This is a genomic window from Mycolicibacterium llatzerense, assembly GCF_000878195.1.
GTDB classification, from domain to species: domain Bacteria; phylum Actinomycetota; class Actinomycetes; order Mycobacteriales; family Mycobacteriaceae; genus Mycobacterium; species Mycobacterium llatzerense.
This window is the reverse complement of record NZ_JXST01000016.1, coordinates 89,786-115,057: the sequence shown is the minus strand read 5'-3', so window position 1 is coordinate 115,057 and position 25,272 is coordinate 89,786. Positions and strand designations below refer to the sequence as shown.

Annotated in this window: 29 protein-coding genes; 12 read left to right on the top strand and 17 right to left on the bottom strand. The window is 67.6% G+C overall.

Going from position 1 to position 25,272, the window contains the following annotated elements:
* Window positions 1-95: 95 nt before the first annotated feature.
* Window positions 96-1,634, bottom strand: coding sequence for an L-piperidine-6-carboxylate dehydrogenase (gene amaB, locus TL10_RS13235; RefSeq protein WP_043985968.1), 1,539 nt, complete (start codon window positions 1,632-1,634; stop codon window positions 96-98).
* Window positions 1,631-2,833 (bottom strand): 2-oxoadipate dioxygenase/decarboxylase, encoded by a 1,203-nt coding sequence (gene hglS, locus TL10_RS13230; RefSeq protein WP_043985966.1) that lies wholly within the window; start codon window positions 2,831-2,833, stop codon window positions 1,631-1,633. The genes amaB and hglS overlap by 4 nt, the downstream gene beginning before the upstream one ends.
* 27 nt (window positions 2,834-2,860) lie before the next feature.
* On the opposite strand from hglS, the gene TL10_RS13225 reads away from it, so the two are divergent.
* Window positions 2,861-3,319 (top strand): Lrp/AsnC family transcriptional regulator, encoded by a 459-nt coding sequence (locus tag TL10_RS13225; RefSeq protein ID WP_043392230.1) that lies wholly within the window; start codon window positions 2,861-2,863, stop codon window positions 3,317-3,319.
* A 49-nt stretch (window positions 3,320-3,368) separates the two neighbouring features.
* On the top strand, window positions 3,369-4,700 hold the full coding sequence (gene lat / locus TL10_RS13220; protein WP_043985965.1) for an L-lysine 6-transaminase: 1,332 nt from the start codon (window positions 3,369-3,371) through the stop codon (window positions 4,698-4,700).
* On the opposite strand, the gene TL10_RS13215 is transcribed toward lat, so the two are convergent.
* Window positions 4,686-5,216, bottom strand: coding sequence for a restriction endonuclease (locus TL10_RS13215; protein WP_043392234.1), 531 nt, complete (start codon window positions 5,214-5,216; stop codon window positions 4,686-4,688). The two genes, lat and TL10_RS13215, sit on opposite strands and share 15 nt — an antisense overlap.
* A 64-nt stretch (window positions 5,217-5,280) precedes the next feature.
* Window positions 5,281-5,583, bottom strand: a complete 303-nt coding sequence (locus tag TL10_RS13210) for a hypothetical protein (RefSeq protein WP_131630738.1) — start codon at window positions 5,581-5,583, stop codon at window positions 5,281-5,283.
* A gap of 156 nt (window positions 5,584-5,739) precedes the next feature.
* Here TL10_RS13210 and TL10_RS13205 point away from each other — a divergent pair, with 156 nt between their 5' ends.
* The 4 genes from TL10_RS13205 to TL10_RS13190 all read left to right on the top strand — a co-directional run bounded on the left by TL10_RS13205 (window position 5,740) and on the right by TL10_RS13190 (window position 7,392).
* On the top strand, window positions 5,740-6,171 hold the full coding sequence (locus TL10_RS13205) for a hypothetical protein (RefSeq protein ID WP_043985964.1): 432 nt from the start codon (window positions 5,740-5,742) through the stop codon (window positions 6,169-6,171).
* 65 nt (window positions 6,172-6,236) lie between these two features.
* Complete coding sequence (locus TL10_RS13200) at window positions 6,237-6,668, top strand: SRPBCC family protein (RefSeq protein WP_043392241.1); 432 nt, start codon at window positions 6,237-6,239, stop codon at window positions 6,666-6,668.
* 11 nt (window positions 6,669-6,679) lie between these two features.
* On the top strand, window positions 6,680-6,991 hold the full coding sequence (locus tag TL10_RS13195; RefSeq protein WP_043392868.1) for an ArsR/SmtB family transcription factor: 312 nt from the start codon (window positions 6,680-6,682) through the stop codon (window positions 6,989-6,991).
* A 38-nt stretch (window positions 6,992-7,029) separates the two neighbouring features.
* Window positions 7,030-7,392, top strand: a complete 363-nt coding sequence (locus TL10_RS13190) for a hypothetical protein (RefSeq protein ID WP_043392243.1) — start codon at window positions 7,030-7,032, stop codon at window positions 7,390-7,392.
* On the opposite strand, the gene TL10_RS13185 is transcribed toward TL10_RS13190, so the two are convergent.
* On the bottom strand, window positions 7,389-7,706 hold the full coding sequence (locus tag TL10_RS13185) for a hypothetical protein (RefSeq protein WP_043392245.1): 318 nt from the start codon (window positions 7,704-7,706) through the stop codon (window positions 7,389-7,391). The two genes, TL10_RS13190 and TL10_RS13185, sit on opposite strands and share 4 nt — an antisense overlap.
* An 86-nt stretch (window positions 7,707-7,792) precedes the next feature.
* On the bottom strand, window positions 7,793-9,592 hold the full coding sequence (locus TL10_RS13180) for an acetyl/propionyl/methylcrotonyl-CoA carboxylase subunit alpha (RefSeq protein ID WP_043392247.1): 1,800 nt from the start codon (window positions 9,590-9,592) through the stop codon (window positions 7,793-7,795).
* 226 nt (window positions 9,593-9,818) lie between these two features.
* On the opposite strand from TL10_RS13180, the gene TL10_RS13175 reads away from it, so the two are divergent.
* On the top strand, window positions 9,819-10,505 hold the full coding sequence (locus tag TL10_RS13175) for an acyltransferase (RefSeq protein ID WP_043392249.1): 687 nt from the start codon (window positions 9,819-9,821) through the stop codon (window positions 10,503-10,505).
* Between the two features lie 12 nt (window positions 10,506-10,517).
* On the opposite strand, the gene TL10_RS13170 is transcribed toward TL10_RS13175, so the two are convergent.
* Both TL10_RS13170 and TL10_RS13165 read right to left on the bottom strand, forming a co-directional pair.
* On the bottom strand, window positions 10,518-10,934 hold the full coding sequence (locus tag TL10_RS13170; protein WP_043392251.1) for a SufE family protein: 417 nt from the start codon (window positions 10,932-10,934) through the stop codon (window positions 10,518-10,520).
* Window positions 10,931-11,827, bottom strand: coding sequence for a sulfurtransferase (locus TL10_RS13165; protein WP_043392254.1), 897 nt, complete (start codon window positions 11,825-11,827; stop codon window positions 10,931-10,933). The genes TL10_RS13170 and TL10_RS13165 overlap by 4 nt, the downstream gene beginning before the upstream one ends.
* Before the next feature lie 123 nt (window positions 11,828-11,950).
* Here TL10_RS13165 and TL10_RS13160 point away from each other — a divergent pair, with 123 nt between their 5' ends.
* From TL10_RS13160 to TL10_RS13140, 5 genes are all read left to right on the top strand, one after another.
* Entirely contained in the window at window positions 11,951-13,294 is a 1,344-nt protein-coding gene (locus tag TL10_RS13160) for a nucleotide sugar dehydrogenase (protein ID WP_043392256.1), read from the top strand.
* The gene (locus TL10_RS13155; protein ID WP_043392257.1) at window positions 13,287-14,267 is read left to right on the top strand and encodes an NAD-dependent epimerase/dehydratase family protein; all 981 of its coding nucleotides are present in this window, start codon (window positions 13,287-13,289) and stop codon (window positions 14,265-14,267) included. Before TL10_RS13160 ends, TL10_RS13155 begins: the two co-directional genes overlap by 8 nt.
* Window positions 14,268-14,285: 18 nt before the next feature.
* Window positions 14,286-15,044 carry a DUF4333 domain-containing protein gene (locus TL10_RS13150; RefSeq protein ID WP_051954640.1) on the top strand — a complete coding sequence of 253 codons (759 nt, stop codon included), beginning with the start codon at window positions 14,286-14,288 and terminating at the stop codon, window positions 15,042-15,044.
* 97 nt (window positions 15,045-15,141) lie between these two features.
* A complete protein-coding gene (locus TL10_RS13145) occupies window positions 15,142-16,506 on the top strand; it encodes a TIGR01777 family oxidoreductase (protein WP_043392259.1) in 1,365 nt (454 codons plus the stop codon).
* A gap of 10 nt (window positions 16,507-16,516) precedes the next feature.
* Window positions 16,517-16,948 (top strand): SRPBCC family protein, encoded by a 432-nt coding sequence (locus TL10_RS13140; RefSeq protein ID WP_043392261.1) that lies wholly within the window; start codon window positions 16,517-16,519, stop codon window positions 16,946-16,948.
* 20 nt (window positions 16,949-16,968) lie between these two features.
* Here the strand turns inward: TL10_RS13140 and TL10_RS13135 are convergent, their stop codons facing one another.
* From TL10_RS13135 to TL10_RS13095, 9 genes are all read right to left on the bottom strand, one after another.
* Window positions 16,969-17,919 carry an SDR family NAD(P)-dependent oxidoreductase gene (locus tag TL10_RS13135; RefSeq protein WP_043392264.1) on the bottom strand — a complete coding sequence of 317 codons (951 nt, stop codon included), beginning with the start codon at window positions 17,917-17,919 and terminating at the stop codon, window positions 16,969-16,971.
* Between the two features lie 2 nt (window positions 17,920-17,921).
* Window positions 17,922-18,668, bottom strand: a complete 747-nt coding sequence (locus tag TL10_RS13130) for an anti-sigma factor (RefSeq protein ID WP_043392266.1) — start codon at window positions 18,666-18,668, stop codon at window positions 17,922-17,924.
* Window positions 18,661-19,299 (bottom strand): ECF RNA polymerase sigma factor SigK, encoded by a 639-nt coding sequence (sigK, locus tag TL10_RS13125; protein ID WP_043392270.1) that lies wholly within the window; start codon window positions 19,297-19,299, stop codon window positions 18,661-18,663. The genes TL10_RS13130 and sigK overlap by 8 nt, the downstream gene beginning before the upstream one ends.
* Complete coding sequence (locus TL10_RS13120; protein WP_043392273.1) at window positions 19,296-20,585, bottom strand: SAM-dependent methyltransferase; 1,290 nt, start codon at window positions 20,583-20,585, stop codon at window positions 19,296-19,298. The genes sigK and TL10_RS13120 overlap by 4 nt, the downstream gene beginning before the upstream one ends.
* On the bottom strand, window positions 20,582-21,304 hold the full coding sequence (locus tag TL10_RS13115; RefSeq protein WP_043392874.1) for a DUF1365 domain-containing protein: 723 nt from the start codon (window positions 21,302-21,304) through the stop codon (window positions 20,582-20,584). Before TL10_RS13115 ends, TL10_RS13120 begins: the two co-directional genes overlap by 4 nt.
* A complete protein-coding gene (locus tag TL10_RS13110) occupies window positions 21,301-22,614 on the bottom strand; it encodes an NAD(P)/FAD-dependent oxidoreductase (protein WP_082067936.1) in 1,314 nt (437 codons plus the stop codon). The genes TL10_RS13115 and TL10_RS13110 overlap by 4 nt, the downstream gene beginning before the upstream one ends.
* A gap of 75 nt (window positions 22,615-22,689) precedes the next feature.
* Complete coding sequence (locus TL10_RS13105; protein WP_043985961.1) at window positions 22,690-23,334, bottom strand: Maf family protein; 645 nt, start codon at window positions 23,332-23,334, stop codon at window positions 22,690-22,692.
* Window positions 23,331-23,582 (bottom strand): acyl-CoA carboxylase subunit epsilon, encoded by a 252-nt coding sequence (locus TL10_RS13100; RefSeq protein WP_110789065.1) that lies wholly within the window; start codon window positions 23,580-23,582, stop codon window positions 23,331-23,333. Before TL10_RS13100 ends, TL10_RS13105 begins: the two co-directional genes overlap by 4 nt.
* 23 nt (window positions 23,583-23,605) lie before the next feature.
* A complete protein-coding gene (locus TL10_RS13095) occupies window positions 23,606-25,234 on the bottom strand; it encodes an acyl-CoA carboxylase subunit beta (protein WP_043392279.1) in 1,629 nt (542 codons plus the stop codon).
* Window positions 25,235-25,272: the final 38 nt, after the last annotated feature.

Sequence of the window (25,272 nt, the reverse complement as noted above, 5' to 3'; positions counted from 1 at the left end):
CGTCAATGTTATTGGCCGGCCTGGCGTGTCCAAAGTTGAGGTCCATGCCGTCGCTAGGTCTGGCGCCCGAGTGGGATGCGCACCGTGCCGCTGTGCTACCCGAACTGAACTCCTTGAGCCAGAGGCAGATCGGACGAGTAGTTGACGGTGTTGGTGGCCCGGCGCATGTAGGCCTGCCAGGAATCCGAGCCGGATTCGCGACCGCCGCCTGTCTGCTTCTCGCCGCCGAACGCTCCGCCGATCTCCGCGCCTGATGTGCCGATGTTGACGTTGGCGATGCCGCAATCGGACCCGTCGGCGGCCATGAATCGCTCGGCCTCCCGGATGTCGGTGGTGAAGATGGCCGACGAAAGGCCCTGTGGCACAGCGTTGTTGAGGGCGATGGCCTCCTCGAGGGTGTCGTAGGTCAGCACGTACAGGATGGGCGCGAACGTCTCCTGGTGCACGATCGCCGTCTGCCCGGGCATCCGCACCACCGCCGGTGTGACGTAGTAGGAGCTGGGGTGCAATTGAACGCGCTCGCCGCCGGTGACCTCGCCGCCCTCGGCGCGGGCCTGCTCCAGCGCGCCGACCATGTCGCGGTAGGACCGCTCGTGGATCAGCGGCCCGATCAGGGTGCCCTCGGCGGAGGGGTCGCCCACCGGAAGGCTCTGGTACGCGGTGACGATGCGCTGCACCAACGTGTCGGCCACGCTGCGGTGCGCGATGACCCGCCGCAGTGTGGTGCACCGCTGGCCGGCGGTGCCGGCCGCGGCGAACACGATGCCCCGCACCGCCAGGTCCAGGTCGGCCGACGGCGTGACGATGGTCGCGTTGTTGCCGCCGAGCTCCAGCAGCACCTTCCCGAATCGCTCGGCCACGCGCGGGCCGATCTGCTGGCCCATCCGCACCGACCCCGTCGCACTCAGCAGCGCGACGCGGGGGTCGTCGACCAGCTGCTCGCCGATCTCGCGGCCGCCCAACACCAACCGCGACACCGCGCTGGGCGCCCCGACATCAGCCGCGGCGCGCTCCAGCAGCGCCTGACAGGCGACGGCGGTCAGCGGGGTCAGCTCGGAGGGCTTCCACACCACGGTGTCGCCGCACACCAGTGCGATGGCGGTGTTCCAGGCCCACACCGCGACGGGGAAGTTGAACGCGGTGATGACGCCGACGACGCCGAGCGGGTGCCAGTTCTCCATGAGCCGGTGCCCGGGGCGTTCGGAGGCGATCGTCTTGCCGTAGAGCTGTCGCGAGAGGCCGACCGCGAACTGGCAGACGTCGATCATCTCCTGCACCTCGCCGAGGGCTTCCGAGGTGATCTTGCCGGCCTCGATGGTCACCAAGGTGCCCAGATCGGCCTTGTGCTCGATGAGTAGCTCGCCCAGGCGGGCCACGAGGGCGCCGCGCACCGGGGCCGGGGTGGTGCGCCACGTGGAGAAGGCCTGTGCCGCTTCGGCGATCGCGGCATCGGTCTCGTCGCGCGTGCTCTCCGCGATGGTGAACAGGACCTCACCGGTGATGGGCGTGCTGGCGTGCAAGCCCTGGGCGCCGGGCTCGCCCAGGGCGACGTGCGCTCCCACGGCCTGTAGCGCGGCTCGTACGCGGTCCCGGAGCTGGTCGGCGGTGGGCAACAGTGTCTGCACGGAAGTCATGATGCCGCTTTCTCGTAGAGGTCGTAAGGGTCATGGATGTGATGGCCGATGGCGCCGGCCATCCAGTCGAGGCTGTAGTGGGTGGGGTCGGCGACGGCGTCGTTGGCTCGCGTCTCGCTGTCGAGGTTCGAGCGGAAGATGCCTGCCGCAGACGCCGGTAGGAAGTCCTCGTAGACAACGGGTTTCGCGGGATCGCCGGCGCGGTAGTAGGCCAGGCCCTGCGCCGCCATCTCGGCGTCGGAGGCGGGGAAGTGCCGGTCCCAGTGTTCGCGGTCGGCCATGGCGGCGTCGTAGCGTTCCCGGCCCGCGCGGGTCAGCGCCACCCCACGTGCCTCGACCTCGCCGAAACGCACCCGCAGACTCCCCTCGAACACGGTGCCGTCCGGGGCGCGGAACGTGCGCGGCTCGGCCAGAGCCCGAAACGACGTCTGCCGCAACAGGACCGGTGGTCCGTCGGTGCGGGGCGGCCCCTGGATCGCATCGATCATGGTGATACCGAGGGCTGTCATCCGGCGGTACAGCTCATCGATGTCGAGGACGCGTGGCGTCAGGTGATTGATATGGGTGGTGCTGACGCCGGCGATGTCGGCGGCGACGGCGGAGATGGCGCTGAGCTCGTCGTACCAGGCCTTGTCGATCGGTGTACGGGACAACGAGAACGCCGCGGCGCAGCGGCGGACGAACTCGCCGGCATCGGCCGTCGGGCAGCCGTCGACGGCGATATGACGGGCCTGCGCGATCAGTGCCGGGTCGAACAGCTGACGCTGCCCGACGAACCGTTGTACGCGCGTCCGCAGGTCGGAGGAGAAGAAGCGGGCGTCATCGGTGGCCAGCATCGAGGTGAAGACCCGAAACGGGTTGCGGTCCAGCTCGTCTGCCTCGATGGGACGGAACGCGGTGGAGACCACGGGGACCGGTGAGGCGGCCTCGCGCAGGTCGTAGAAGCCGACCGGGTACATGCCGAAAGCCGCGAAAAGGTCTGCGACGTCGGCGAGTTCGGCCCGGCTGCCGACCCTGATCGCGCCGTGGCGTTCCGCGGTGACCCGGTCGAGGGAACCGAGCCGGCCGTCGGTGGCGCAGTCCCGGTTCACGGCCGTGCTGACGTCCACGAGTGTGGTGTAGGCCGGGACTTCGGCGCCGTACATGCGCGACAGCGCGGCGGCGAACGCGGCGCGCAGCTCCCACGTCTGAACTGTCATGACTGTGCCTGGGGGTAATCTCCGGCCATGGCCGAAGCGGAGCTGGACGACGTCGATCGAATCCTGGTGCGGGAGCTGATAGCCGACGGCCGGGCGACGTTGGCGCACCTGGCGACGGCGGCGGGGCTGTCGGTGTCGGCGGTGCAGTCACGGGTGCGCAGGCTGGAATCTCGCGGCGTGATCATCGGGTACACCGCACGGATCAACCCCGAGGCCGTCGGCCACATGCTGTCGGCGTTCGTCGCGATCACCCCACTTGATCCTTCCCAACCTGATGATGCCCCGGCGCGGCTGCAGTCCTTCACCGAAATCGAGTCCTGCCACTCGGTGGCCGGCGAAGAGAGCTACGTGCTGGTGGTGCGTGTTGCCTCGGCGCGGGCGCTGGAAGGCCTGCTGCAGCGGATCCGGACCGTCGCCAACGTTCGCACGCGAAGCACCATCATCTTACAGACTTTTTACGATGATCAGGTGTCGCTACCGGAATAGTTCCTGTGCGAGGTCGAGCAAACTGTAAATATTGCGTTAGGATGGCGGCATGACCGCTGTTCTGACTTCTGGTGATGGGCTGTCGGCGGACAGTGCCCGCGACGTTCGTGACGTTCTGGGGCGCAGCATCCTGACCGACGGGTTGGACCTTGTTCTCGATCTCGACCGCTCCGGTGGCTCGTATCTCGTCGATGCGCGTGACGGCAGCCGGTATCTCGACATGTTCACGTTCTTCGCGTCGTCGGCGCTGGGGATGAACCATCCGGCGTTGACCGACCCGGCCTTCCGGGCCGAGCTCGCGCAGGCGGCGGTGAACAAGCCGAGCAACTCGGATGTGTACTCGGTGCCGATGGCGCGCTTCGTGCAGACGTTCGCGCGCGTGCTGGGTGACCCGGCGCTGCCGCACCTGTTCTTCGTTGACGGTGGTGCGCTGGCGGTGGAGAACGCGCTCAAGGTCGCATTTGATTGGAAGAGCCGGCTGGGCGAATCGCGCGGGATCGACCCGGCGCTGGGCACCCGGGTGCTGCACCTACGTGGCGCCTTCCACGGCCGCAGCGGGTACACCATGTCGCTGACCAACACCGACCCCAACAAGGTGGCCCGCTTCCCGAAGTTCGACTGGCCGCGTATCGACGCGCCCGTGGTGGCCCCGGGCGTGGATATCGTTGCGCTGGAACGGGAATCGCTGCGGCAGGCCCGGGCGGCTTTCGAGGCGTACCCGCACGACATCGCCTGCTTCATCGCCGAGCCGATCCAGGGTGAAGGCGGTGATCGGCACTTGCGGGCCGAGTTCTTCGCCGCTATGCGGGATTTGTGCGTCGAGTACGACGCGCTCTTGATCTTCGACGAGGTGCAGACGGGCGTCGGGATGACCGGAACCCCCTGGGCCTACCAGCAATTGGGCGTCACGCCCGACGTGGTGGCCTTCGGCAAGAAGGCCCAGGTGTGCGGTGTGATGGCGGGCGGGCGCGTCGATGACGTCGCCGACAACGTCTTCCGGGTGAGCTCACGGATCAACTCCACCTGGGGTGGCAACCTCACCGACATGGTGCGGGCCCGCCGCATTCTCGAGGTCATCGAGGCCGACGGGCTGATCGGGAACGCCGTGCGGATGGGGTGGTACCTGGTCGGCCAGCTGCGTTGTCTGGCAAGCGAATTTCCTGATCTGGTGCTCGACCCGCGCGGTCGCGGGCTGATGTGCGCGTTCAGCATGCCGTCGGCCGCGCAGCGTGACGAGGCGATCCGGCGGCTCTGGGAGCGGCATGTCATTCTGCTGGCCAGCGGCGTCGACTCGGTGCGATTCCGCCCGGCGCTGACAGTGTCGCGGGCCGAGATCGACGAAGCTGTCCAGGCGGTGCGGGAAGTGCTACGGACGCTCTAGAACCTGCTGCCGGATCAATCCGCGGAGCCGAGTCAGTTCGGTGCCGCTGACCAGGGTGCAGTCGTGCAGTTCGGCCAATTTCCGTGCGGCTGCGGTGAAATCGTTGTTGGTGACCACCATGGTGTGCGCGCAGTCCTGCATGGGAGCGCCGGCGACCACCTCCTGCACGGCACCGGGGCCTACGGGCCGGGACAATCTCTTGCATTGAATGGCAAGGCGATTGGGGCGTGTCCCGACGATCAGGTCGACGCCCCAGTCCCCGGACAGCTCGGTCATGATGACGGGCACACCGCAGGACCGGGCGATACGTGCGACGTAGTCCTCGAATTCGGTGCCGGACATGTCGTGCACGGGGTCCTCGCGGCGGCTCGGGGTGCGCATTCCGGCGACGACGTGCGGGATGGCGGCGAGCAACAGCGGGACGCCGACGGCCACGGCCAGCGCCGGTGGCCACGTCCAGCCGTGCAGATACGCCGCGCCGCCGGCGAACAGCCCTGCCGCGCCCAAGAGTTTCATCCGCACGCCAGAATCGTAGCCCGAGGATTACGGGCGAAATGCTCTGTGCCGGTGGGCAACCAGGTCAGCTGGACCGGCCTGGCGCGGGTGCCTGCGGCACCGTGACCGGGGCCTTGGTCGGCGGCGGGGTGTCGCCCTGATTCGGTGACACGCTAGCCGACCAGCTGCAGTGCGGGTACGGCTCATGCGCCGGGTCCCAGGCATAGCCACCGCCGTTGTCGATGCAGCAGCTGGTGAAGCTCTTGACTCCCTCTTTCATGCAGGCCAGGTAGCCGTTCCGATCGGCGGAGGCGACCGGTGCGCCGGCCACGGCAATACAGGCGATGGCGGCTGGGATTGAAACGATGATGCGCGCTGGGGAAGTCATGGCGGACTCCTGGGGGTGGGTGGCGCAGATTTGAGTGTTTGCTGTGTGGTACCTCGACAACTGCTGAGTGTAGGCGCCGTCGGTCCGGGGCGGAGACCAATCAGGTCTTTACACGACACCGCATGACTACTACTGTTCGTAGTAGAGGTGATCCGGATGACTGGTGATTCCAGGAATTGGCAACGTAACTTCGATTGGGCTGCAGGCTTTTTGGCGGTCGCGCTGGTGCTGCACGGTGCCGATCATCTGAGGCGGGGAATGGACGTCATCCCGCCGGCGGTGATGGTGGGCGGCACGTTGCAGCTGATCCTCGCGGCCGTGACGATCGCGTTGGTGTTCAACCGGAACAGGTGGGCACCGCTCGCCGCCGTCGGGATCGGCTACGCCGGCGCGGTGGGATTCACTGCGGCGCACCTGCTTCCGAAATGGGGATTCTTCAGCGACAGCTTCATTAACGCGCCGCCATGGGCGCGGGTGACGACGTTTTCGTGGGTGACCGCGATCCTGGAGATCGCCGCCAACTTGGTCTTCGGCACCATCGGGCTGATGTTGCTGCGGGAGCGCCGCGTCGCACAAACTGCAATCTGACGGTTGCAGTACGAGCGGGGTTGTGCAACTCTTGAGTTGCACACAACGCCACTCGAAGGGGAATCATGGACACGCTGGACATCACCCGCACCATCGACATCAACGCTCCGATCCAGCGCGTCTGGGATGCGCTGACGAAAGCCGAGCTCATCGCGCAATGGTTCGGTGACGAAGCGGAACTCGAGGCGATCCCGGGTGGCACCGGGTTTTTCGGTTGGAACGCCCACGGCAAGTTCCGCGTCGTGGTCGAAAGCGCCGACGCGCCGCACACCCTGGTCTATCGGTGGGCGCACCGCGAGGCCGACGCCGATCCGACTCCCGAGAACTCCACCGTCGTGCGCTTCGAGCTGACCGAGATCGAGGGCGGTACTCGACTTGACCTGTGCGAGAAGGGATTTGAGAACCTCGCCGACCCGCAGACCGCGCAGGCCGAGAACACCGGTGGCTGGGCGGCCGAACTCGACGACCTGGTGGCGTACCTGCAGGTGTCGATGTGACCGACACCCACATGCCGGCGGTGTTGGCGGTGCTCGCCGACGAGACCCGGTGGCGGATCCTGACCGAGCTGGGAGCCGATGACCTGTCCGCGAGCGCACTGGCGGGCCGGTTGCCGGTGAGTCGGCAGGCCATCGCCAAGCATTTGACGGTGCTGGCCGACGCGGGGTTGGTCGAGCCGGTCAAAGTGGGCCGAGAGATTCGCTACCGGGCGCTGGGTGCCAAGCTCAGCGCGCTGGGCAACGAGCTGGAAACCATTGGCAGGCAATGGGATCGGCGACTGGCCGCGATCAAGCGGATTGCCGAGGGGCCGCTGGCGCCCTAGCGCCCGGCGAGCGCATACTGGGGTTGGCGGTGATATCGATGCTCAGTCCGACAACTGACCAGTTCCGCGACGACGATCCCAGCGTGCACGAGGCCGCGCGATTCGGTCTGGTGATGGGGAGCCTCGGGGTCGGGTTCATGGTGCTGGCCGCCGTCTGGGTCCGGCACTGCCACGGTATTGATACGACGGAGTGCGCCTGGGTGTATTCAAAGCCCTACCGAACGGTGCTGGCACTGGCCGGTCCGCTGTTCCTGTTCGGCAGCGGCGTGTGGGCCTTCGTCCGGACCTATCGGGCCTGGCGCGACAACCAGGTCTGGTGGGCCTGGCAGGGCGCCGGATGGTTCCTGTTGCTGCTGATGTCCATCGTGTTGACGATGAGCCTGCCGGTGCTGCTGTTCTAGCCAAGCATCGCGGCGGCGAAGCGGCGCACGGACTCGACGCCCGTTGCGGCGGCTTCGTCGAACCCGGCGCGGGTGCGGACGGAAATCTCCCGCGTGGCGGGGTCCAAGGTGATCTCGGCGAGCAGTTCACCGGTCGTCGGCTCGCATACCGCCCACGAGTACAACGTGTCGGATTCCCATTGCGCCGTGCGGGTTTCCACGTGATCGGGGGAGTGCTCGCCCAAATCCGCCAGGGACGGCCGGTCGTCCATCCGCTCATCGGCGCGCAGGGCGCGCAGATACCAGGCGCCGGCGTTGATCTCGATGGCTTCCATAAGAAAAAAGTCCGCCGAGTGGCCAGCTATGGCACGGATTTCAGGGAAAAGCGTGCGATAACTGGCCGCTCGGCGGAAAGAAAGAACTAGTCCTTCAGCTCAGCGATGACGGTGCCCTGCGTGATGGCGGCGCCGGCCTCGACCGACAGGCCGGTCACGGTGCCGTCCTTGTGGGCCGTCACCGGGTTCTCCATCTTCATGGCCTCCAGCACCACGATCAGGTCACCCGCGGAGACCTGCTGGCCCTCCTCGACGGCGACCTTCACGACGGTGCCCTGCATCGGCGCGGTGACGGAGTCACCCGAGGCAGCCTTGCCGCCCGCAGCGCCACGCTTGCGCGGCTTCGGCTTCTTCTTGATCGCGCCGGCGGCAGCGCCACCGCCGCCACCACCGATGGCCAGGTCACCGGGCAGCGACACCTCGACGCGACGGCCACCGACCTCGACGACGACCTTCTGGCGCGGGGTGGCGTCCTCGTCGTCCAGCGGCTCGCCACCGGTGAACGGCTCGACCGTGTTGTCCCACTCGGTCTCGATCCAGCGGGTGTGCACGTCGAACTTCTCGCCGTCACCGATGAAGGCCGGGTCGGAGACCACGGCGCGGTGGAACGGGATGACCGTGGCCAGACCCTCGACGTTGAACTCCGCCAGCGCACGACGCGAGCGGGCCAGGGCCTCGTCGCGGGTGGCGCCGGTGACGATCAGCTTGGCCAGCATCGAGTCGAACTGGCCGCCGATGACCGAACCGGTCTCGACACCCGAGTCCATACGGACACCGGGGCCGGTCGGGGCCTCGAACTTCGAGACGGGGCCGGGGGCCGGCAGGAAGCCGCGACCGGCGTCCTCGCCGTTGATCCGGAACTCGAACGAGTGGCCGCGCGGGGTCGGGTCCTCGGTGATGTCCAGGGCCTCGCCGTTGGCGATCTTGAACTGCTGCAGCACGAGGTCGACGCCTGCGGTCTCCTCGGTGACCGGGTGTTCCACCTGCAGACGGGTGTTGACCTCGAGGAAGCTGATCAGGCCGTCCTGGCCGACCAGGTACTCGACGGTGCCCGCGCCGTAGTAGCCGGCTTCCTTGCAGATGCGCTTGGCGGACTCGTGGATTTCCTTGCGCTGCGCGTCGGTCAGGAACGGCGCGGGGGCCTCCTCGACCAGCTTCTGGAAGCGGCGCTGCAGCGAGCAGTCGCGGGTACCGGCGACGACGACGTTGCCGTGCGTATCGGCGATGACCTGAGCCTCGACGTGGCGCGGCTTGTCCAGGTAACGCTCGACGAAGCACTCGCCACGGCCGAAGGCGGCGACGGCCTCACGGGTGGCCGAATCGAACAGCTCGGGGATTTCTTCGATGGTGCGGGCGACCTTCATACCGCGGCCACCACCACCGAAGGCGGCCTTGATGGCGATCGGCAGGCCGAACTCCTTGGCGAAGGCGAGGATCTCGTCCGCGTCCTTGACCGGGTCCGGGGTACCCGGCACCAGCGGAGCGTTGGCCTTGGCGGCGATGTGCCGCGCGGTGACCTTGTCACCCAGGTCGCGGATCGACTGCGGGCTGGGCCCGATCCAGATCAGGCCGGCGTCGAGGACGGCCTGGGCGAAGTCGGCGTTCTCGGAAAGGAAGCCGTAACCCGGGTGGATCGCGTTGGCGCCCGACTTGGCAGCGGCATCCAGGATCTTGTCGAAGACCAGGTACGACTCGGCCGAGGTCTGGCCGCCCAGCGCGAAGGCCTCGTCGGCGAGCCGCACGTGCGGCGCATCGGCATCCGGCTCCGCGTAAACGGCGACGCTGGCCAGTCCGGCGTCCTTGGCAGCCCGGATGACCCGGACGGCAATCTCTCCACGGTTGGCGACTAGCACCTTGGAGATCTTGGAACTGGCGTGGTTGGCCACAGTGCCTCCTGACGGCGGTTCTCTAAGAAATGTCTTTAAGAATGTATCGGGTGCAGTGTAAGGCCAATGCAGGTGGATCCCCGATTCGGGTAGCGGGTCGTTAGGAGATTTTCTTAGAAATCGCCGAATCTGCCGGTTTCACCGGCACTTTCTGCCGTGTCCGACGGCTTGAGCAATACTGATGCGGCACCGGTCCCGCCAGGGATCCGCGAGTAAGGGGACACCGTTGTTCGTCGAGCCGCAGGCATCAGACCCGGAATTGATCGCACGTAAAAGAGCGGTCAACCCGAACGTCCGCATCCCACCGAAGATGCAGTGGGTGACCGACGAGGACGGCAACATCCTCAAACACGAGCTGCCGGGCGAGACCCTGTGGCACCGCATCCGGGACACCTACGCGGCCCTGTTCTACAGCTCGGTCGTCACGCACATCCCGTTCCACTTCATCCGGCTGGGCTATCTCCGGCTGTTCGGGGCCAAGATCGGCAAGGGCACCGCGATCAACCGTGGCACCAGCGTCTGGTCGATTCCCTACCTGGTGATCGGTGACCGGGTCTCGATCGGCTTCCGCTGCCTGCTGGACGCGCGCGCGGGCATCGCGATCGGCAACGACGTCGTCATCGCCAGCGACACGCACATCATCGCCGGCGGGCACGACATCAATCACCCGAACTTCGTGCCGGCACCCAACCCGCCGGACCCCATCGTGATCGACGACCACGTGTGGATCGCGACCCGCGCCATGATCCTGCCGTGCCTGCTCGGCCGCGGCGCCGTCGTCGCCGCACACACTGTGGTGAACAAGGAGGTGCCGCCGTTCGGCATCGTCGGCGGCGTGCCCGGCAAGATCATCGGGCAGCGCAACCCGGACGCGCTGCACTACAGCGGCAAGTTCAAGCTGCCGTTCTTCTGAGCCGTAGCCGGGTCAGGCGTCGCGCAGGCGGCGCTTGATGCGCGTCAGCATCGCTGACATACCCCGCAGGCGCAGCGGGCTGATCAGCTTGGCCAGCCCCAGATCGGCGTAGAAATCGTCGGGCACCGCCAAGATGTCGGACGCCGGCAGACCGTCCAGGCCGGCCGCGAGGATGGCCGCGAAACCCCGCGTCGTCGGCGCTTCGGCCGGTGCGCTGAAGTACAGCCGCACGTGCTCGGGGTCCTGCGCATCGACATGCAGGAACAACGGCGACTGGCACTCCGGCACCGGCTCCATCGAGGCTTCTTCGAGCGACGACGGCAGCGGCGGGAGTTCGTTTGCGAACTCCAGCAGCAGCGCCAGCTTGTCCTGTCCCTGGACGTCGGCGAAATCCGACACCACCTCGGCCAGGGCCGCGGGCACGGTCATGCCGGGCCCGGAGCCGGCCCCGGTTCCTCGCCAACAGCCACCGGCACCCGCACCGCGTTGCCCCATTCGGTCCACGAACCGTCGTAGTTGCGGACGGCAGGCAGGCCGATCAGATGCGTCAGCACGAACCAGGTGTGGCTGGAGCGCTCGCCGATGCGGCAGTAGGCGACGGCCTTGTCGTCGGGGGAGATGAAGCCATACAGGTCGTCGAGTTCGGCGCGGCTGCGGAAGCGGCCACTGTCGTCGACGGCCTTTGCCCACGGGATGGACCGCGCGGTGGGGATGTGGCCGCCGCGCAGCGCACCCTCCTCCGGGTAGTCGGGCATGTGGGTGCGCTCGCCGGTGTACTCCTGCGGCGACCGGACGTCGATCAGCGGCTCTTTGCCGAGGATGGCGAGGACGTCATTCTTGAAGGCGCGGATCGGAGCGTCGTTGCGCTCGACCACCGGGTAACCCGTGGTCTGCTTGCTCGGGACGTCCAAGGTGGTGTCCCGGCCGTTGGTGATCCACAGATCCCGGCCACCGTCGAGCAGGCGGACATCGGGGTGCCCGAAGAGGGTGAACACCCACAGCGCGTAGGCCGCCCACCAGTTGCTCTTGTCGCCGTAGATCACCACGGTGTCGTCCCGGCTGATGCCCTTGCGATCCATCAGCGCGGCGAACTGCGCGCCGTTGATGTAATCGCGGACATGCGGGTCATTGAGGTCGGTATGCCAGTCGATCTTCACCGCACCGGGGATGTGGCCGGTGTCGTACAGCAGGACGTCTTCGTCGGATTCGACGATGACCAAACCGGCGCGTCCGATGTTGCCTGACAGCCAGTCGGCGGTCACCAGGCGATCGGGATGCGCATAGGTGGAGAAAGCGGGATGCGGGTCTGCGGGCAGCGGCACACTGTGAGCGTACCTAGGCCCGAAATGCGCCGCAGACCCGTAAGGTCGAAACTTGTTTGCGCGAGAGCCGCTGCGGTATGAAAACAGCCGTCTCCCACAGGGCTGACTGGAGGGATTGAGGATTTGCCAGAGAAATACGACGTCGGAATCATCGGCCTGGGCTATGTGGGGCTGACGCTGGCCACCGTGCTCGCGGAAGCCGGAAACTCCGTAATCGGAATCGAGACCCGTCAGGAATTGGTCGAAATGACCAATCAGGGTTTGCCGCATTTCACCGAGACCGGCCTGCCCGACGCCCTCGAGGGCGTCACCCGATTCGGGAAACTGAAGGCCGTCACCGCATTTGACGACAGCTTCTCGTGCGACACGTACATCATCACCGTCGGCACCCCGTTGTCGGCGGACGGCGTGGCCCGTGTCGACATGATCGAGGCGGCGGCCCGCGACATCGCCGGCAACATGCAGGACGGCGCGCTCGTCATCCTGCGGTCGACGGTCAAGGTCGGCACCACCCGCGACGTGGTGGCGCCGCAGCTGGCCGCCAGCGGCAAGAGCTTCGACATCGCGATGTGCCCCGAGCGCACCCTGGAGGGCAAGGCGCTGCAGGAACTGCGTGAGCTGCCGCAGATCGTCGGCGCCGACGACCCGGCGGTCGCCGACCGTGCCGCCGCGGTGTTCCGCAAGCTCACCAGCTCGATCGTGCTGGTCTCCGATATCGAGACCGCCGAGATCATCAAGCTGGTGAGCAACACGTTCCGCGATGTGCAGTTCGCGTTCGCCAACGAAGTCGCCCGGATCTGCGATGCATTCGGCGTCAGCGCCTATGAGGTGATCTCGGCGGGCAAGCTCGGATACAACCGCACCAATATCCCGTTGCCGGGTCTGGTCGGCGGGCCGTGCTTGGAGAAGGACCCGCACATCCTGATGGAGAGCGTGCGCGAACGCGGCGTCACGCTGGACATCACCGCAGCCGGGCGCCTGGTCAACGAGCGCCAGCCCGCCGAGACGGTGCGCTTCATCAGCAGCGAGATCGCGCGCCGGAAGCTGGGCGCCGAAGGGCCGCTGAAGATCAACCTGCTGGGCATGGCGTTCAAGGGCCAGCCCGAGACCAGCGACCTGCGCGGGTCGATGTCCATCAAGGTGCTTGGCGAGTTGAAGGCTGCGCACCCGGATGCCGAGATCGGGGTCTACGACCCCGTCACGCCGAATGACGTGCTGGCCGAAGCGTTCCCGGGGCACACGATCTACAAACGGTTCGGTGACGCGGTGAGCGGCGCGGACGTCGTCGTCCTCGGCAACAACCACCCGTCGCTGGGCACCATCTCGCCGCGCACCATCAGCGAGTTCATCAGCCCCGACGGTTTCGTCTTCGACTACTGGAACCACTACAGCCACCTGCCGTCCACGGAACTGGGCGACAGCTACTTCGCCGTGGGTCGCAGCGGAAAGGTCGTCGAGCGTGTCTAAGCGGGTCGTGGTCACCGGTGGTGGCGGATTCATCGGTGCCTACCTGGTCAAGCGACTGGTCCGAGACGGCTGGCAGGTCGCGGTGGTGGACTCCATGGTCCGCGGCGATGCCAGCCGATTCGCCGAAGTCGCCTCGGACGTCGAGCTTTTCACGTGCGACGTCCGCGATCAGGACGCGCTGGAGAAGGCGTTCGCCGGCGCCGAGGTCGTCATGCACCTGGCCGCCATCAACGGCACCGAGAACTTCTACAAGCAACCGGAACTGGTGCTCGACGTCGGCCTGCGCGGCGCGCTCGCGGTGACCAATGCCGGACGCGCCGCGGGGGTGCCGGACCTCATCGTCGCCTCGACCGCCGAGGTCTACCAGACACCCGCGATCATCCCGACGCCCGAGACCATCCCGCTGATGCTGCCCGACAGCCTCAATCCCCGGTACTCCTACGGCGGCGGCAAGATCGTCAGCGAGCTGATCGCCTTCAACTACGGGCAGGACCACTACCGGCAGGTGCAGGTCTTCCGGCCGCACAACGTGTTTGGGCCCAACATGGGGTGGAAGCACGTCGAGCCGCAGTTCATCCTGCGGGCGCTGGGCTGCCAGGAGGCCGGCGACCCGGCGTTCCCGATCCAGGGTGACGGCAGCGAGACACGCTCGTTCTGCTACGTCGACGACATCGTCCAAGGCATCTTGACGATGTACGAAAAGGGCGGGCACCGCGAGGTTTACCACATCGGCAGCGACGAGGAACTCAGCGTTCGGGAGCTGGCGACCCGGATCGGCCGGGCCGTCGGGGTCGAGCTCGAGATCAAGCCCGGCGAATTGCAGGCCGGTGGCACACCGCGCCGGTGCCCGGACATCTCGAAGATGCGGGCGCTGGGCTGGTCGCCGCAGGTGGCCCTGGACGACGGTCTGGCGCGCACGGTCGCGTGGTACCGCGAGCACCGAAATGACGTGCCCGCAAATGACTTGATGTAGCCCAGGCAGAATGGCGGCATGAGGGCGCGCATCTTGGCACTGGTCGTCATCGCTGGGCTGCTCCTCACCGGGCTGGCGGCGCTGGTCTACAGCCTGACCCGCCCGGACCAGGAAGCCACCCAGGCCAAGCCGTCGGCACAGTTGCCGATGGTGGACAAGGCGTCACTGGAGCGGGCGATCCACGACGCCTTCACCAGCCAGCCGCCCCAGGCGGTGATCTGCGAGCGCGGCCTCATCGCCCGCGTCGGGCAGAGCACGCGCTGCGATGTCACGATGTCGCCGGCCTACGGGATTCAGCCGACCATCACGGTGTCGGGAGTCGACGGCGGCAAGGTCAGTTATTCGATGACCCCGGCCGTCTCCAAGCCGCAGTTGGAGGCGGCGGTGGCCGACATGGTGACCCGGGCGCGCAAGTCCGCACCCGATGCCGTGGTGTGCCTGTCGGGGCTCGAGGGCAAGCAGGGGGCGGTGGCCTTGTGCGACATCACCGATGACGGTTTCACCAGCCGGCGCACCGCCATCGTGAGCGAAGTATCCGGGCTTGCAATGAATTACGGCCTGACGCCCGTGTTGGAGAAGTCGGTTGCGGAGAGTTCCCTCGCAGCGCAGCTGGGCCAGAGTGCGGGCACCGTCAAGTGCGCCGGGGATGTGGACAGCAAGGTCGGGGCGACCCAGAAGTGCACCGCGGTCGTCGGCGGGCAGAGCCGCGACTACACCCTCAAGGTCACCGACGTCGCCGACGGCAAGGTGTCGTTCAGCTATAAGCCGGTGAGCTGATTCACCGTTTCTGAAATCTCCTCGTGGGTATTCCGGACCCATCCGCCGGCCGGGTGGCTCCGAATCTCACCTGAGGCCGAATCGACTCGGAGGTTTCATGGGGATCGAGTACAGCAGTGTTGTCGACGCGCGCCGCGACGACGTGTTCGCCTGGCATGCCCGGCCCGGTGCCATCCACCGGATGCTGCCGCCGTGGCAGCCGATGAGTGTCGTCTCGGAAGCGACATCGCTGGCCGACGGGCGCGCGGTGCTGGGCCTGCCCGGGGGCCTGCGCTGGAGCGCGCAACACAATCCTGATCACTACGCCCCGCCGGCCAGATTCGTCGACGAACTCGGCCAGGGCGGATTGCGTTCGCTGCCAACCGGTCTGATCGGCCATTGGCGGCACGAGCACTGTTTCGACGCGCTCGACGACGGGCGTACCCGAGTCACCGACCGCGTCGATACGCCGGTGCCCGGTGCGCTGCTGCGGCCGACGTTCCGCTACCGGCATCGCCAGCTGAGCGACGATCTGGCCGCCCACCGATGGGCGCGTGAGCACGGTGAGCCACCCGGGTCGGTGGCGGTGACCGGGGCGTCGGGATTGATCGGCAGCGCGCTGACCGCCTTCCTGTCCACCGGTGGCCACCGGGTGATCAGGCTAGTGCGCCACGAACCGCGCGACGACACCGAACGCCGCTGGAATCCCGAATCGCCCGCCGAAGATCTGCTCGACGGCATCGACGCCGTGGTGCACCTGGCGGGCGCCTCGATCGCCGGGCGGTTCACCGACGCGCACAAGAACAAGGTGCGCGACAGCAGAATTGAGCCGACCCGGCGGCTGGCCGAATGCGCCGCACGAGCGACGGACGGGCCGGCGGTCTTCGTCAGCGCGTCGGCCATCGGCTGGTACGGACACGACCGGGCCGACGAGGAACTCGACGAATCGGCGCCACCGGGCGACGGATTCCTGGCCGAGGTGGTCGCCGAGTGGGAAGCGGCGACGGCACCGGCAGCCGCTGCCGGACTGCGCGTGGTCAACGTTCGCACCGGGATCGTGCAGACGCCACGAGGAGGCACGTTGCAGCTGATGCGGCCGTTGTTCGCCGCCGGTCTGGGCGGGCGCTTGGGCGACGGCAGCCAGTGGCTGTCCTGGATCGACATCGACGACCTGATCGATGTGTACCACCGGGCTCTGGTCGATGCCGGGTTGTCCGGCCCGGTGAATGCGGTTGCGCCACAACCGGTCCGCAACGTCGACTACACCCGGTCACTGGCCGGGGTACTGCACCGCCCGGCTGTGCTGCCGGTGCCCGCGATGGGGCCGGGGCTGCTCCTGGGGGCACAGGGTGCTCGCGAGCTGGCCTTGGCGAGCCAGCGAGTGGTCCCCGCCCGGCTCATCGCGGCGGGACATCGATTCCGGCGTCCCGCGCTGGAGCAGTGCCTGCGCCACCAGCTGGGTCATCTCGAGGAGACCTCGTGAGGGCGAGCCGATGATCGACGCACAGCGACAGTTGGTCGTGGATGGGCGGGCGGACGCCGTGTTCGCCTACCTCGCCGACTTCACCACCACGCAGCAGTGGGACCCCGCGACCGTGCGCACTGAACGCATTGCCGGCGACGGCGGGGTGGGCACGCGCTACGTCAATACGTCGCGCTTCGCCGGCCGCACGTCGGACATCACTTACGAGGTGACCAGCATGACGCCGGGGCGGTCGATCGAACTGCGCGGGGTCAACCGGTACCTGATCGCTCGTGACACCATCACGGTGAGTCCACATGCCGACGGGACCCGCATCACCTACCGGGTCAGATTTGCCTTTCAGGGTTGGCTGCGGTGGCTCGAACCGCTGCTCCAACTGGCGGTGGCGCGCCTACTCGACGACGGGGCGCGTGGCCTTCGCCGCGAATTGGCGCGAATCTGATTCCGCGACAGCCGAAGTCGTCACAAGTCCACGGCGGCGGTGCAGTACCGCCACACCTCGTCCAGCTCCGCATCGGCGTGGTGCGTGGTGGGCAGATAATGCGTGGGACGGATCCGGCGGTCGTGCCAGAACTGTCCGGAAACTGGAGTGGGTTTGGTCGCGGTCAACCAGACCGCGGTGTCGGCGGCCTCCTCGGAGCTACGCAGGATCGGCCGCGTCAGCCGACGGAATCCGGGCAGCGACTGAGCCACGCCGGGTGTGTCCGCCCAGCCGGGATGCATGGCGGCCAGCATCACGCCGGACCAGCGCTGCGCCAACAGTGGAGTCAACGCGACCTGGATGCGCTTACTGCGGGCATAGGCCGTCGCGCCGCGGTAGCGCCCCTGCCGGTACTCGATGTCGTCGACCGGAAGCGGCTGGGTGTACATGCCGCCGGAGGACATGAGCACGGCGCGTGGGTCTGGCGCCGCGGCCAGCGCGGGCAGCAGGAGTTCGGTCAGCAACACCGGACCCAGCACATGGGTGGCCAACGAAAGCTCATGCCCTTCAGCGCTTTCGGTCCGGTGTTCCGGCATCACCCCGGCGTTGTGGATCACCGTGTCCAGGCGTGGACGCCGGCGCAACAGGTCGCCTGCGAACGTGCGGACCGCGGCCAGGTGCGATACGTCGCACACCTCGACCACGATGTCGGCGTCCGGCACGTCGGCGAGCACGTCGCGGCGCGCGGCCTCCCCACGGGCCCGGTCGCGCACCGTCATCAACACTGTCGCGCCGAGCCCCGCTAGTTGGGTGGAAATGGCTTTGCCGATGCCCGAATTCGCGCCGGTGACCATCACCGTGCGGCCGGAGAGCGCGTCTGACGGCAGGCCGGACGCGGGCCAGAACCGTTGCCGCACGGCCAAACCCACACGTGAATACCCGAGCACCACGGTACGGTCCAGCAGCTGGTCGAACAATCCTTCGGCGGTCATGATCAGGTCAGCGAGACGACGACCACGGGTGTGCTCGTCGGTTGGCTAGAACCCGTTCCGGGCTCGACGGTCACGGCCACCTTGGCGGCCGAGTTCAGCGCCGGTATCACCTCGCCGCCGGGCGGCGGCATGGTGTCCGCGCTCATGGTGCCGGCGGACCGCGGTGCTCCGGACGCCGGGATGAACCACATCTGATAGACGTGACCTGCCGGTGGCGCAGGCACATTGGACATGGCCACGACGACGGCGTTCGCCTGTTGTGAGGCGCTGAGCGTGATGGTGCCGCCGGCGACCGCAGCGGAGAACGTGCGGATGTCGGGGTTGGCCAGCACCTGCGAAACCGTCTGCTGCGCCGGGTGATTCGCGAACCGCTCGGCTACCACCGTCGTGCCGATGACGATCGCGCAGACCGCGGCGGCGGCTGCCACCACCCGCAGGATCAGCCGCCGTTGTCGAATGCGCCTGAGCGCCAGTTCATCTGAACCGCCGTCTGCCGACCGGATACCGATCGCCTCCAGGATGCGCGTGCGCAGCTCGGGGGATGGCGGCAGGGCGTCGCCGGCGGTGACCAGTGCCATGGTCTCCTGAGCGTCGCCGACGATCCGGGCGAATTCCTGTGCGGTGTGTGGCGCGACCGCACCGAGGCGACCCGCGATATCCGAGCGTTCGGCTTCGGACACCGCATCGAGTGCGTACACATAGGCCAGATCGAGCAATTGCTGTTCGTCGTCGGTGTAGCTGTCAGGCATCGGTGCCCACCCCCAGGCAGTTCTTCAGGCGGATCAGTCCGTCGCGGATACGGGCCTTGATGGTGGGGAGCGTGACGTCGAGGTGTTCGGCGACCTCCCGGTAGGTGTGGCCGCTGTAGTACGCCAGGCCGATGGCTTCACGCTGGACGGTGGTCAGTCCATCGAGGCAGTCGGCAACCTCTTGTTCGTCGAGTCGCTGTCCCACCTCGTCGGCGACGGCATCGTGTTCCCGGCCGAGGCTCGAAACGCCGTAGACATGATTGCGGTCGGCAGCCGACTGCTCGGAGCGCACCCGATCGACGCTGCGACGATGGGTCAAGGTCAGCAGCCAGCCCATCGGGCTGGCGAGCGCGGGATCGTATTGCCGCGCCGCCGTCGTCCACACCTGGAGGAACACCTCCTGGACGACGTCCTCGGCCAGCACCCGGTTACGTACGACGCGATAGGCAAGCCCATGCACGCGCGCAGAGGTCAGATCGTAGAACTCGGTGAAAGCCGCGCCGTCGCCGTCGGCGATCGCGGCCAGAAGTGCGGCGCGGTCCGGCTCGGCCTCCATCCGGGCATCGTCGCACAGCCGGGCAGGAACCGTGTCGATCCTGCGCAACCCGTCGGATCCGGACGGCGTGCTCACGAGCGCGCCTCCGGCTGCAGCACCAGCTGGTGCAGGTCCAGGTAACCCGAAGCAAAGCCTGCTTCGGAGTAGGCGAGGTAGAAGCGCCACATCCGCCGGAAAACCCGGTCGAATCCCAGTGCGTCGGCGCCGGCGCTGTTGGCCGTGAATCGCTGCAGCCACAGTCTCAGGGTGTGGGCGTAATGCGGCCCGAACGAATGGCGGTCGGTGATCCGGAGTGCGGTGTGCGCCGCGATCGAGCGCTCGATGAGCTTCACCGACGGCAGGAACCCGCCCGGGAAAATGTACTTGTGCACCCAGGTATAGGTGTCGCGGGAAGCCAGCATGCGCTTGTGCGGCATGGTGATCAGCTGTAGGCCGATGCGTCCGTCGACATCGAGGAGGCTGTCGAGCGTGCGGAGGTAGGCGGGTAGGTAGCGATACCCGACGGCCTCGATCATCTCGATGGAGATGATCGCGTCATAGGTGCCGGTGATGTCGCGGTAATCGCACAACTCGACGGTGATCCGGTCCGACAGCCCGGCGGCGGCGATGCGCTCCCGGGCCAGCAGTTGTTGCTCGCGCGAGAGTGTCACGGTGTGCACGTGTGCTCCACGCTGCGCGGCGCGGATCGCCAATTCGCCCCAGCCGGTGCCGATTTCGAGCAGGCGCGTGCCGAACCCGACGCCGGTGGCATCGAGCAGCCGGTCGATCTTGCGGTGCTGTGCGGACTTCAGGTCGGGCCAGGCCGGCGGTGGGTCGAGCGTGCCGAACAGCGCGCACGAGTAGGTCAGCGTCGGATCGAGGAACATGCTGAAGAATTCGTTGGACAGGTCGTAGTGATGCGCGATGTTCGCGCGGGTGTCCGCGCGCGCCCCGCGGTGGCTACGGGGTGTCCGGGGCAGTAGAACGGTGCGCAGTCCCTGGAACATGGCCGGTACGACCGTGTCGATGCGCGACGCCAGCGCGGTCAGTACGGCCGTGAGCTCGGGCGCCGACCAGTCGCCGACCATGTACGCCTCGCCGAAGCCGATCAGACCACTGTTCGCGATCCGGCCGAAGAAATCATCGGGGCGGTGCAACAACATTCGCGGTGCGGCCGGGTCTGCCGCTCCGGCTGCACCCTGTACGGTGCCGTCCGGATATTCGACCCGCAGCGGCAGGTCCCGTACGGCGCCCCGGAACAACGCGCGGGCGACGGGGGCACCCAGCCTGGTGCGCAGACCGCTTGGTGCCTGGGCGATTTCGGTCCACCTGGCCGGCAGGAACGGATCGTACGCAGCACCGTCGTGGAGCTGATTCGTCATAGGGCGGCCTCCTGGGGGCGGGGGTGCAGGGGCAGGCCGCGCGCCCAGAGGCGCAGGCCTTGCCAGCGGATGCGTACTGCGACCAGCAGCGGCGCCAGCGGCGCTGCCAGTGCGGTGGTCAAAACGGTTGCGGGGCGGGCGGGGTGGATCGACCCTGCCCAGCTGGCGGTGAGGACGACCGCACCGGACGCGTCGCGCAGCGTGATCGCGACGCTGAGCCGGTCATGCGAAGGCGCAGGCACCCGGAGCGCGTACCGGCCAGCCACCGGGTTGAACGGCGAGACGTAGAACGCCTTCGGCACGCTCGCCTCGCCGCGATGATCGACGCGCAGCAGGTACCGGTGCCGCCCGCCGTACGTGTTGTGCACCTCGGCGACGACACAGACCAGCGCGCCGCCGGCATCGTGGCACCAGTAGAGGGTCAGCGGATTGAACACGAAGCCGAAAACCCTGGCGTTGGCCAGCATTCGGATCTGACCGCCGCCGAGGTCGATCCCGTGTCCGTCCAGATAGGAGTCGACGTTCTCGCGCAGCGTCCGGTGCGGATCACCGACGTGGTCGGCCGCATGAAACCCGGCGAGCGGCCGCAGCAGCCGGGGTAGTTCGGGCACGGCGTCGAGGTCGACCAGCCAGCTGTAGCTGCGATAGGTGAACGCGTGGCGCACAGGGCAGGTGCGAGCGTGGTGGATGCTGGTCCGCACGATCTGTGGGGGGCTCATGCCACGCTCCCCGCCGGACGGAGCAGCGGCGGCACCGGACCGCTCCACCTGCCGCCGAGTCGCTCCGCCGCGACGACGCCGGACACCGCGCCGTCCTCGTGAAAGCCCCAGCCGTGGTAGGCGCCGGCGAACGCCAGCCGGTGATCGCCGAGCGTGTGCAGGCGCTGTTGCGCCGCGCGGAATTCGGGGGAGTACTGCGGATGGTCGTACAGCATGGTGGCGATGATCTGGCTCGGGTCGACCCGGCCGCTGCCGCCCAGCGTCACCACGAAGCGGCGATCGGCGATCCCGTCGAGTCGCTGCAGGCGGGTCAGGTCGTAGCTGACCAGGACCTGGTCTGCGGTCACGTCGCAGGCCGGCATCCGATAGTTCCACGACGCGCGGGCGCCAGGACGTCGTGGTAGCAGCGACGTATCGGTGTGCAGCGCAGTGTGATTGATCGAGTACCGCAGCGCGCCGAGAATCTCGATCTCGTCCGCCGTCGGCTGGTCCAGGATCGAGAGGGCCTGATTCGGATGCGTCGCGATCACTGCCGCGTCGAACTGCTCGACTCGGTTCGCGTCGTCACGCACCGCCACCCCGTCCGCGTTGCGGGTGACGGTGCGCACGGGCACCCCGGAGCGGACCGACGGTAGCCGAGCTGTGATCGCCTCGACGTAGCGCGCCGACCCTCCGGTGACCGTGCGCCAGGTCGGCGAGCCGAACACCGTCAACATCCCATGGTGGTCGAGAAACGCCAGCAGGTACCCGACCGGATAGTCGAGCGCGACGTCCGGCGGGCACGACCAGACCGCGGCGACCAACGGCACCATGAAATGCGCGATGAAGTAGCTGGAAAAGCCTGCTGCCGTGAGGAATTCACCGAGGGTCCGGCCGTCGGCCACCCCGGCCGCGAGTTCGGCGCGCGCGAGCCGGTGGAAGCGCGTCACCTCCGCCAGCATGCGCAGATAGCGCGGGGTGAACAGCGAGCCCGGCGCGGCGAAGAGACCGGTCAGCCCCTTTGCCCCGGCGTACTCCAAGCCGCATCCTTCGCAGCAGACCGACATCGACATGTCGGACTCCTGGGTGCGGACGCCGAGTTCGGCGAACAGTCGAAGCACGGTCGGGTAGGTCCGGTCGTTGTGCACGATGAAGCCAGAGTCGACGCCGACGGTGCCGCTGCTGCCGTGACGAGCGGCCAACTCATGCGTGTGGGCGTGACCACCACATCGCGGTTGAGCCTCGAACAGCGCGACTTCCGCGTCCCGCGCGAGCACCCAGGCCGCGGTGAGCCCCGATATGCCGCTCCCGATTACTGCAATCCGCCGCACCGTGCCGTCCCTCCTGGTTGGTCACCAGGAATTCGGAGCGGCCTGCGGTGCGGATAGGTGGGTTCTGGGAATAATCTATTCGGCCGGTCCGGGACTGTTCGTCGCCCACAATTCGGCGACGGAGACTCCGAGCTGGGCCAGCAGCCGGCGCAACAGCGGCAGGCTCAACCCGATGACGTTGGACGGGTCGCCGTCGATCCCGTCGATGAACCAGCTGCCCAGGCCGTCGAGAGTGAACGCGCCCGCCACCCACAGCGGTTCGCCGGTGCCGAGGTAGGCCTCCAGGTCGGCGGGGCTCGGCTCGCCGAAATGCACTGTGGTCGAACCGAGTTCACTGACCGCGGCGGAGACGTTGCCGTCGGTCAGGCGTAGCACGCAGTGACCGGTATGCAGGACGGCGCTGCGGCCGGCCATCGAATTCCATTGCTGCCGTGCCACATCGGGGGAGCCCGGCTTACCGGTCAGTCGGCCGTCGAACTCGAGCATCGAATCGCAGCCGATCACAACGCAATCCGACGACAGCTCCGGGTCGAGTGATTCGGCGACCCGCTGTGCCTTGGCGGTCGCCAGTGCTCGTACGACGTCGCCGGGGCCGGCGTCGCCGAGAGACGCGATGATCGCGTCCTCGTCGACATCGGACGCCAGCACGACCGGTTCGACACCGGCCTTGCGCAACACGCTGAGCCGGCCGGAGGAGGCCGAGCCGAGGACGAGCCTCATCGACGGATGAAGGTGCGCTCCACCAGGGTCACCAGCTGCCAGCTGGTGTACGCGTACCGCAGCTTGGAGACCGGGTGGCCCCAGTCGTTGCGGTCGCCTGCCTCGGCGGCACCGCCGCCGGAGGCCGAGGCCAGAACCGTCACCAGAGCAGCGAGCTCCTCGTCGGACGGGTTGCCCTTGACCACCTGGAACAGCGGCGCCACAGGCGCTTCTGCGGCTTCAGCTTCGGACACGTTGTCGGCGCTCACGTCTGCCAAATCGTTCGCCCCGCTCACAGTGGGATGTTCCCGTGCTTCTTCGGCGGCGTCTGGACGATCTTGCGCTCCAGCAGTCGCAGCGAGTTGGCGATGTAGCCGCGGGTGTGCGACGGCGGGATGACGGCGTCGACGTAGCCGCGCTCGGCCGCGACGTACGGGTTGACCAGGGTGTCCTCGTACTCCTGCTGCAGCTGCAGGCGCAGGGCGTCGACGTCCTCGCCGTTGGCCGCGGCGGCCTTGAGCTCGGAGCGGTAGACGAAACCGACGGCGCCGGAGGCACCCATGACGGCGATCTGGGCCGTCGGCCATGCCAGGTTGACGTCGCAACCCATGTCCTTGGAGCCCATCACGCAGTACGCGCCGCCGTAGGCTTTACGGGTGATGACGGTGATCTTGGCGACGGTGGCCTCGCCGTAGGCGTACAGCAGCTTCGCGCCGCGGCGGATGATGCCGTTGTACTCCTGCTCGGTGCCCGGCAGGAAGCCCGGGACGTCCACCAGCATGATGATCGGGATGTTGAAGGCGTCGCAGGTGCGGATGAACCGCGCGGCCTTCTCCGAGGCGTTGATGTCCAGGCAGCCGGCGAACTGGGTCGGCTGGTTGGCCACGATGCCGACCGGACGGCCGTCGATGCGGCCGAAGCCGATGACGATGTTCTGCGCGTAGCCCTGCTGGATCTCGAGGAACTCGTCGTCGTCGAGGATGCGCGAGATGACCTCGTGCATGTCGTACGGCTGGTTCGGCGAATCCGGGATCAGCGTGTCGAGCTCGAGGTCCTCGTCGGTGAGGTTGTCCTCGATGGCGCCCGGGTGCGGCGGCGCGGGGAAGCGCGGCGGCTCGGCGTAGTTGTTCGGGGGCAGGTAGCTCAGCAGGTCGCGGACGTAGTCCAGGGCGTCCTGTTCGCCGGAGGCGACGTAGTGCACGGTGCCGGACTTGGCCTCATGGGTGTGGGCGCCGCCCAGCTCCTCCATGGTGACCTCTTCACCGGTGACGGTCTTGATGACGTCCGGTCCGGTGATGAACATCTGGCTGGTCTGGTCGACCATGACGATGAAGTCGGTGAGCGCGGGGGAGTAGACGTGGCCACCGGCCGCGGCACCCATGATGAGCGAAATCTGGGGGATGACACCTGAGGCCAGGATGTTGTTGCGGAAGATGCGGCTGTACAGGCCGAGCGAGACCACACCCTCCTGGATGCGGGCGCCGGCGCCGTCGTTGATGCCGATCAGCGGGCGGCCGGTCTTGATGGCCAGCTCCTGGACCTTGACGATCTTCTCGCCGTAGACCTCGCCGAGGCTGCCGCCGAAGACGGTGGCGTCCTGGCTGAAGATGCAGACCTCGCGGCCGTCGATGGTGCCGTAGCCGGTCACCACGCCGTCGCCGAGCGGGTGCTTGTCGCCCAGGCCGAAGTTGGTGCTCCGGTGCTTGGCCAGCGCGTCGAGTTCGACGAACGAACCCTCGTCCAGCAGCGCCAGGATGCGCTCGCGGGCGGTGAGCTTGCCCTTTTGGTGGACCTTCTCCACGGCGGCCTCGCCGACGGGGTGCAGGGTCTCTTCGGTACGCCTACGCAGGTCTTCCAGCTTGCCTGCGGTGGTGTGGATGTCGATCGCCTTGTCCACCGTTGGCTCGGTCACGCTCGTCATGGCGACGATGTTAACGGTTCTCTAAGAAAGTTGTGAAG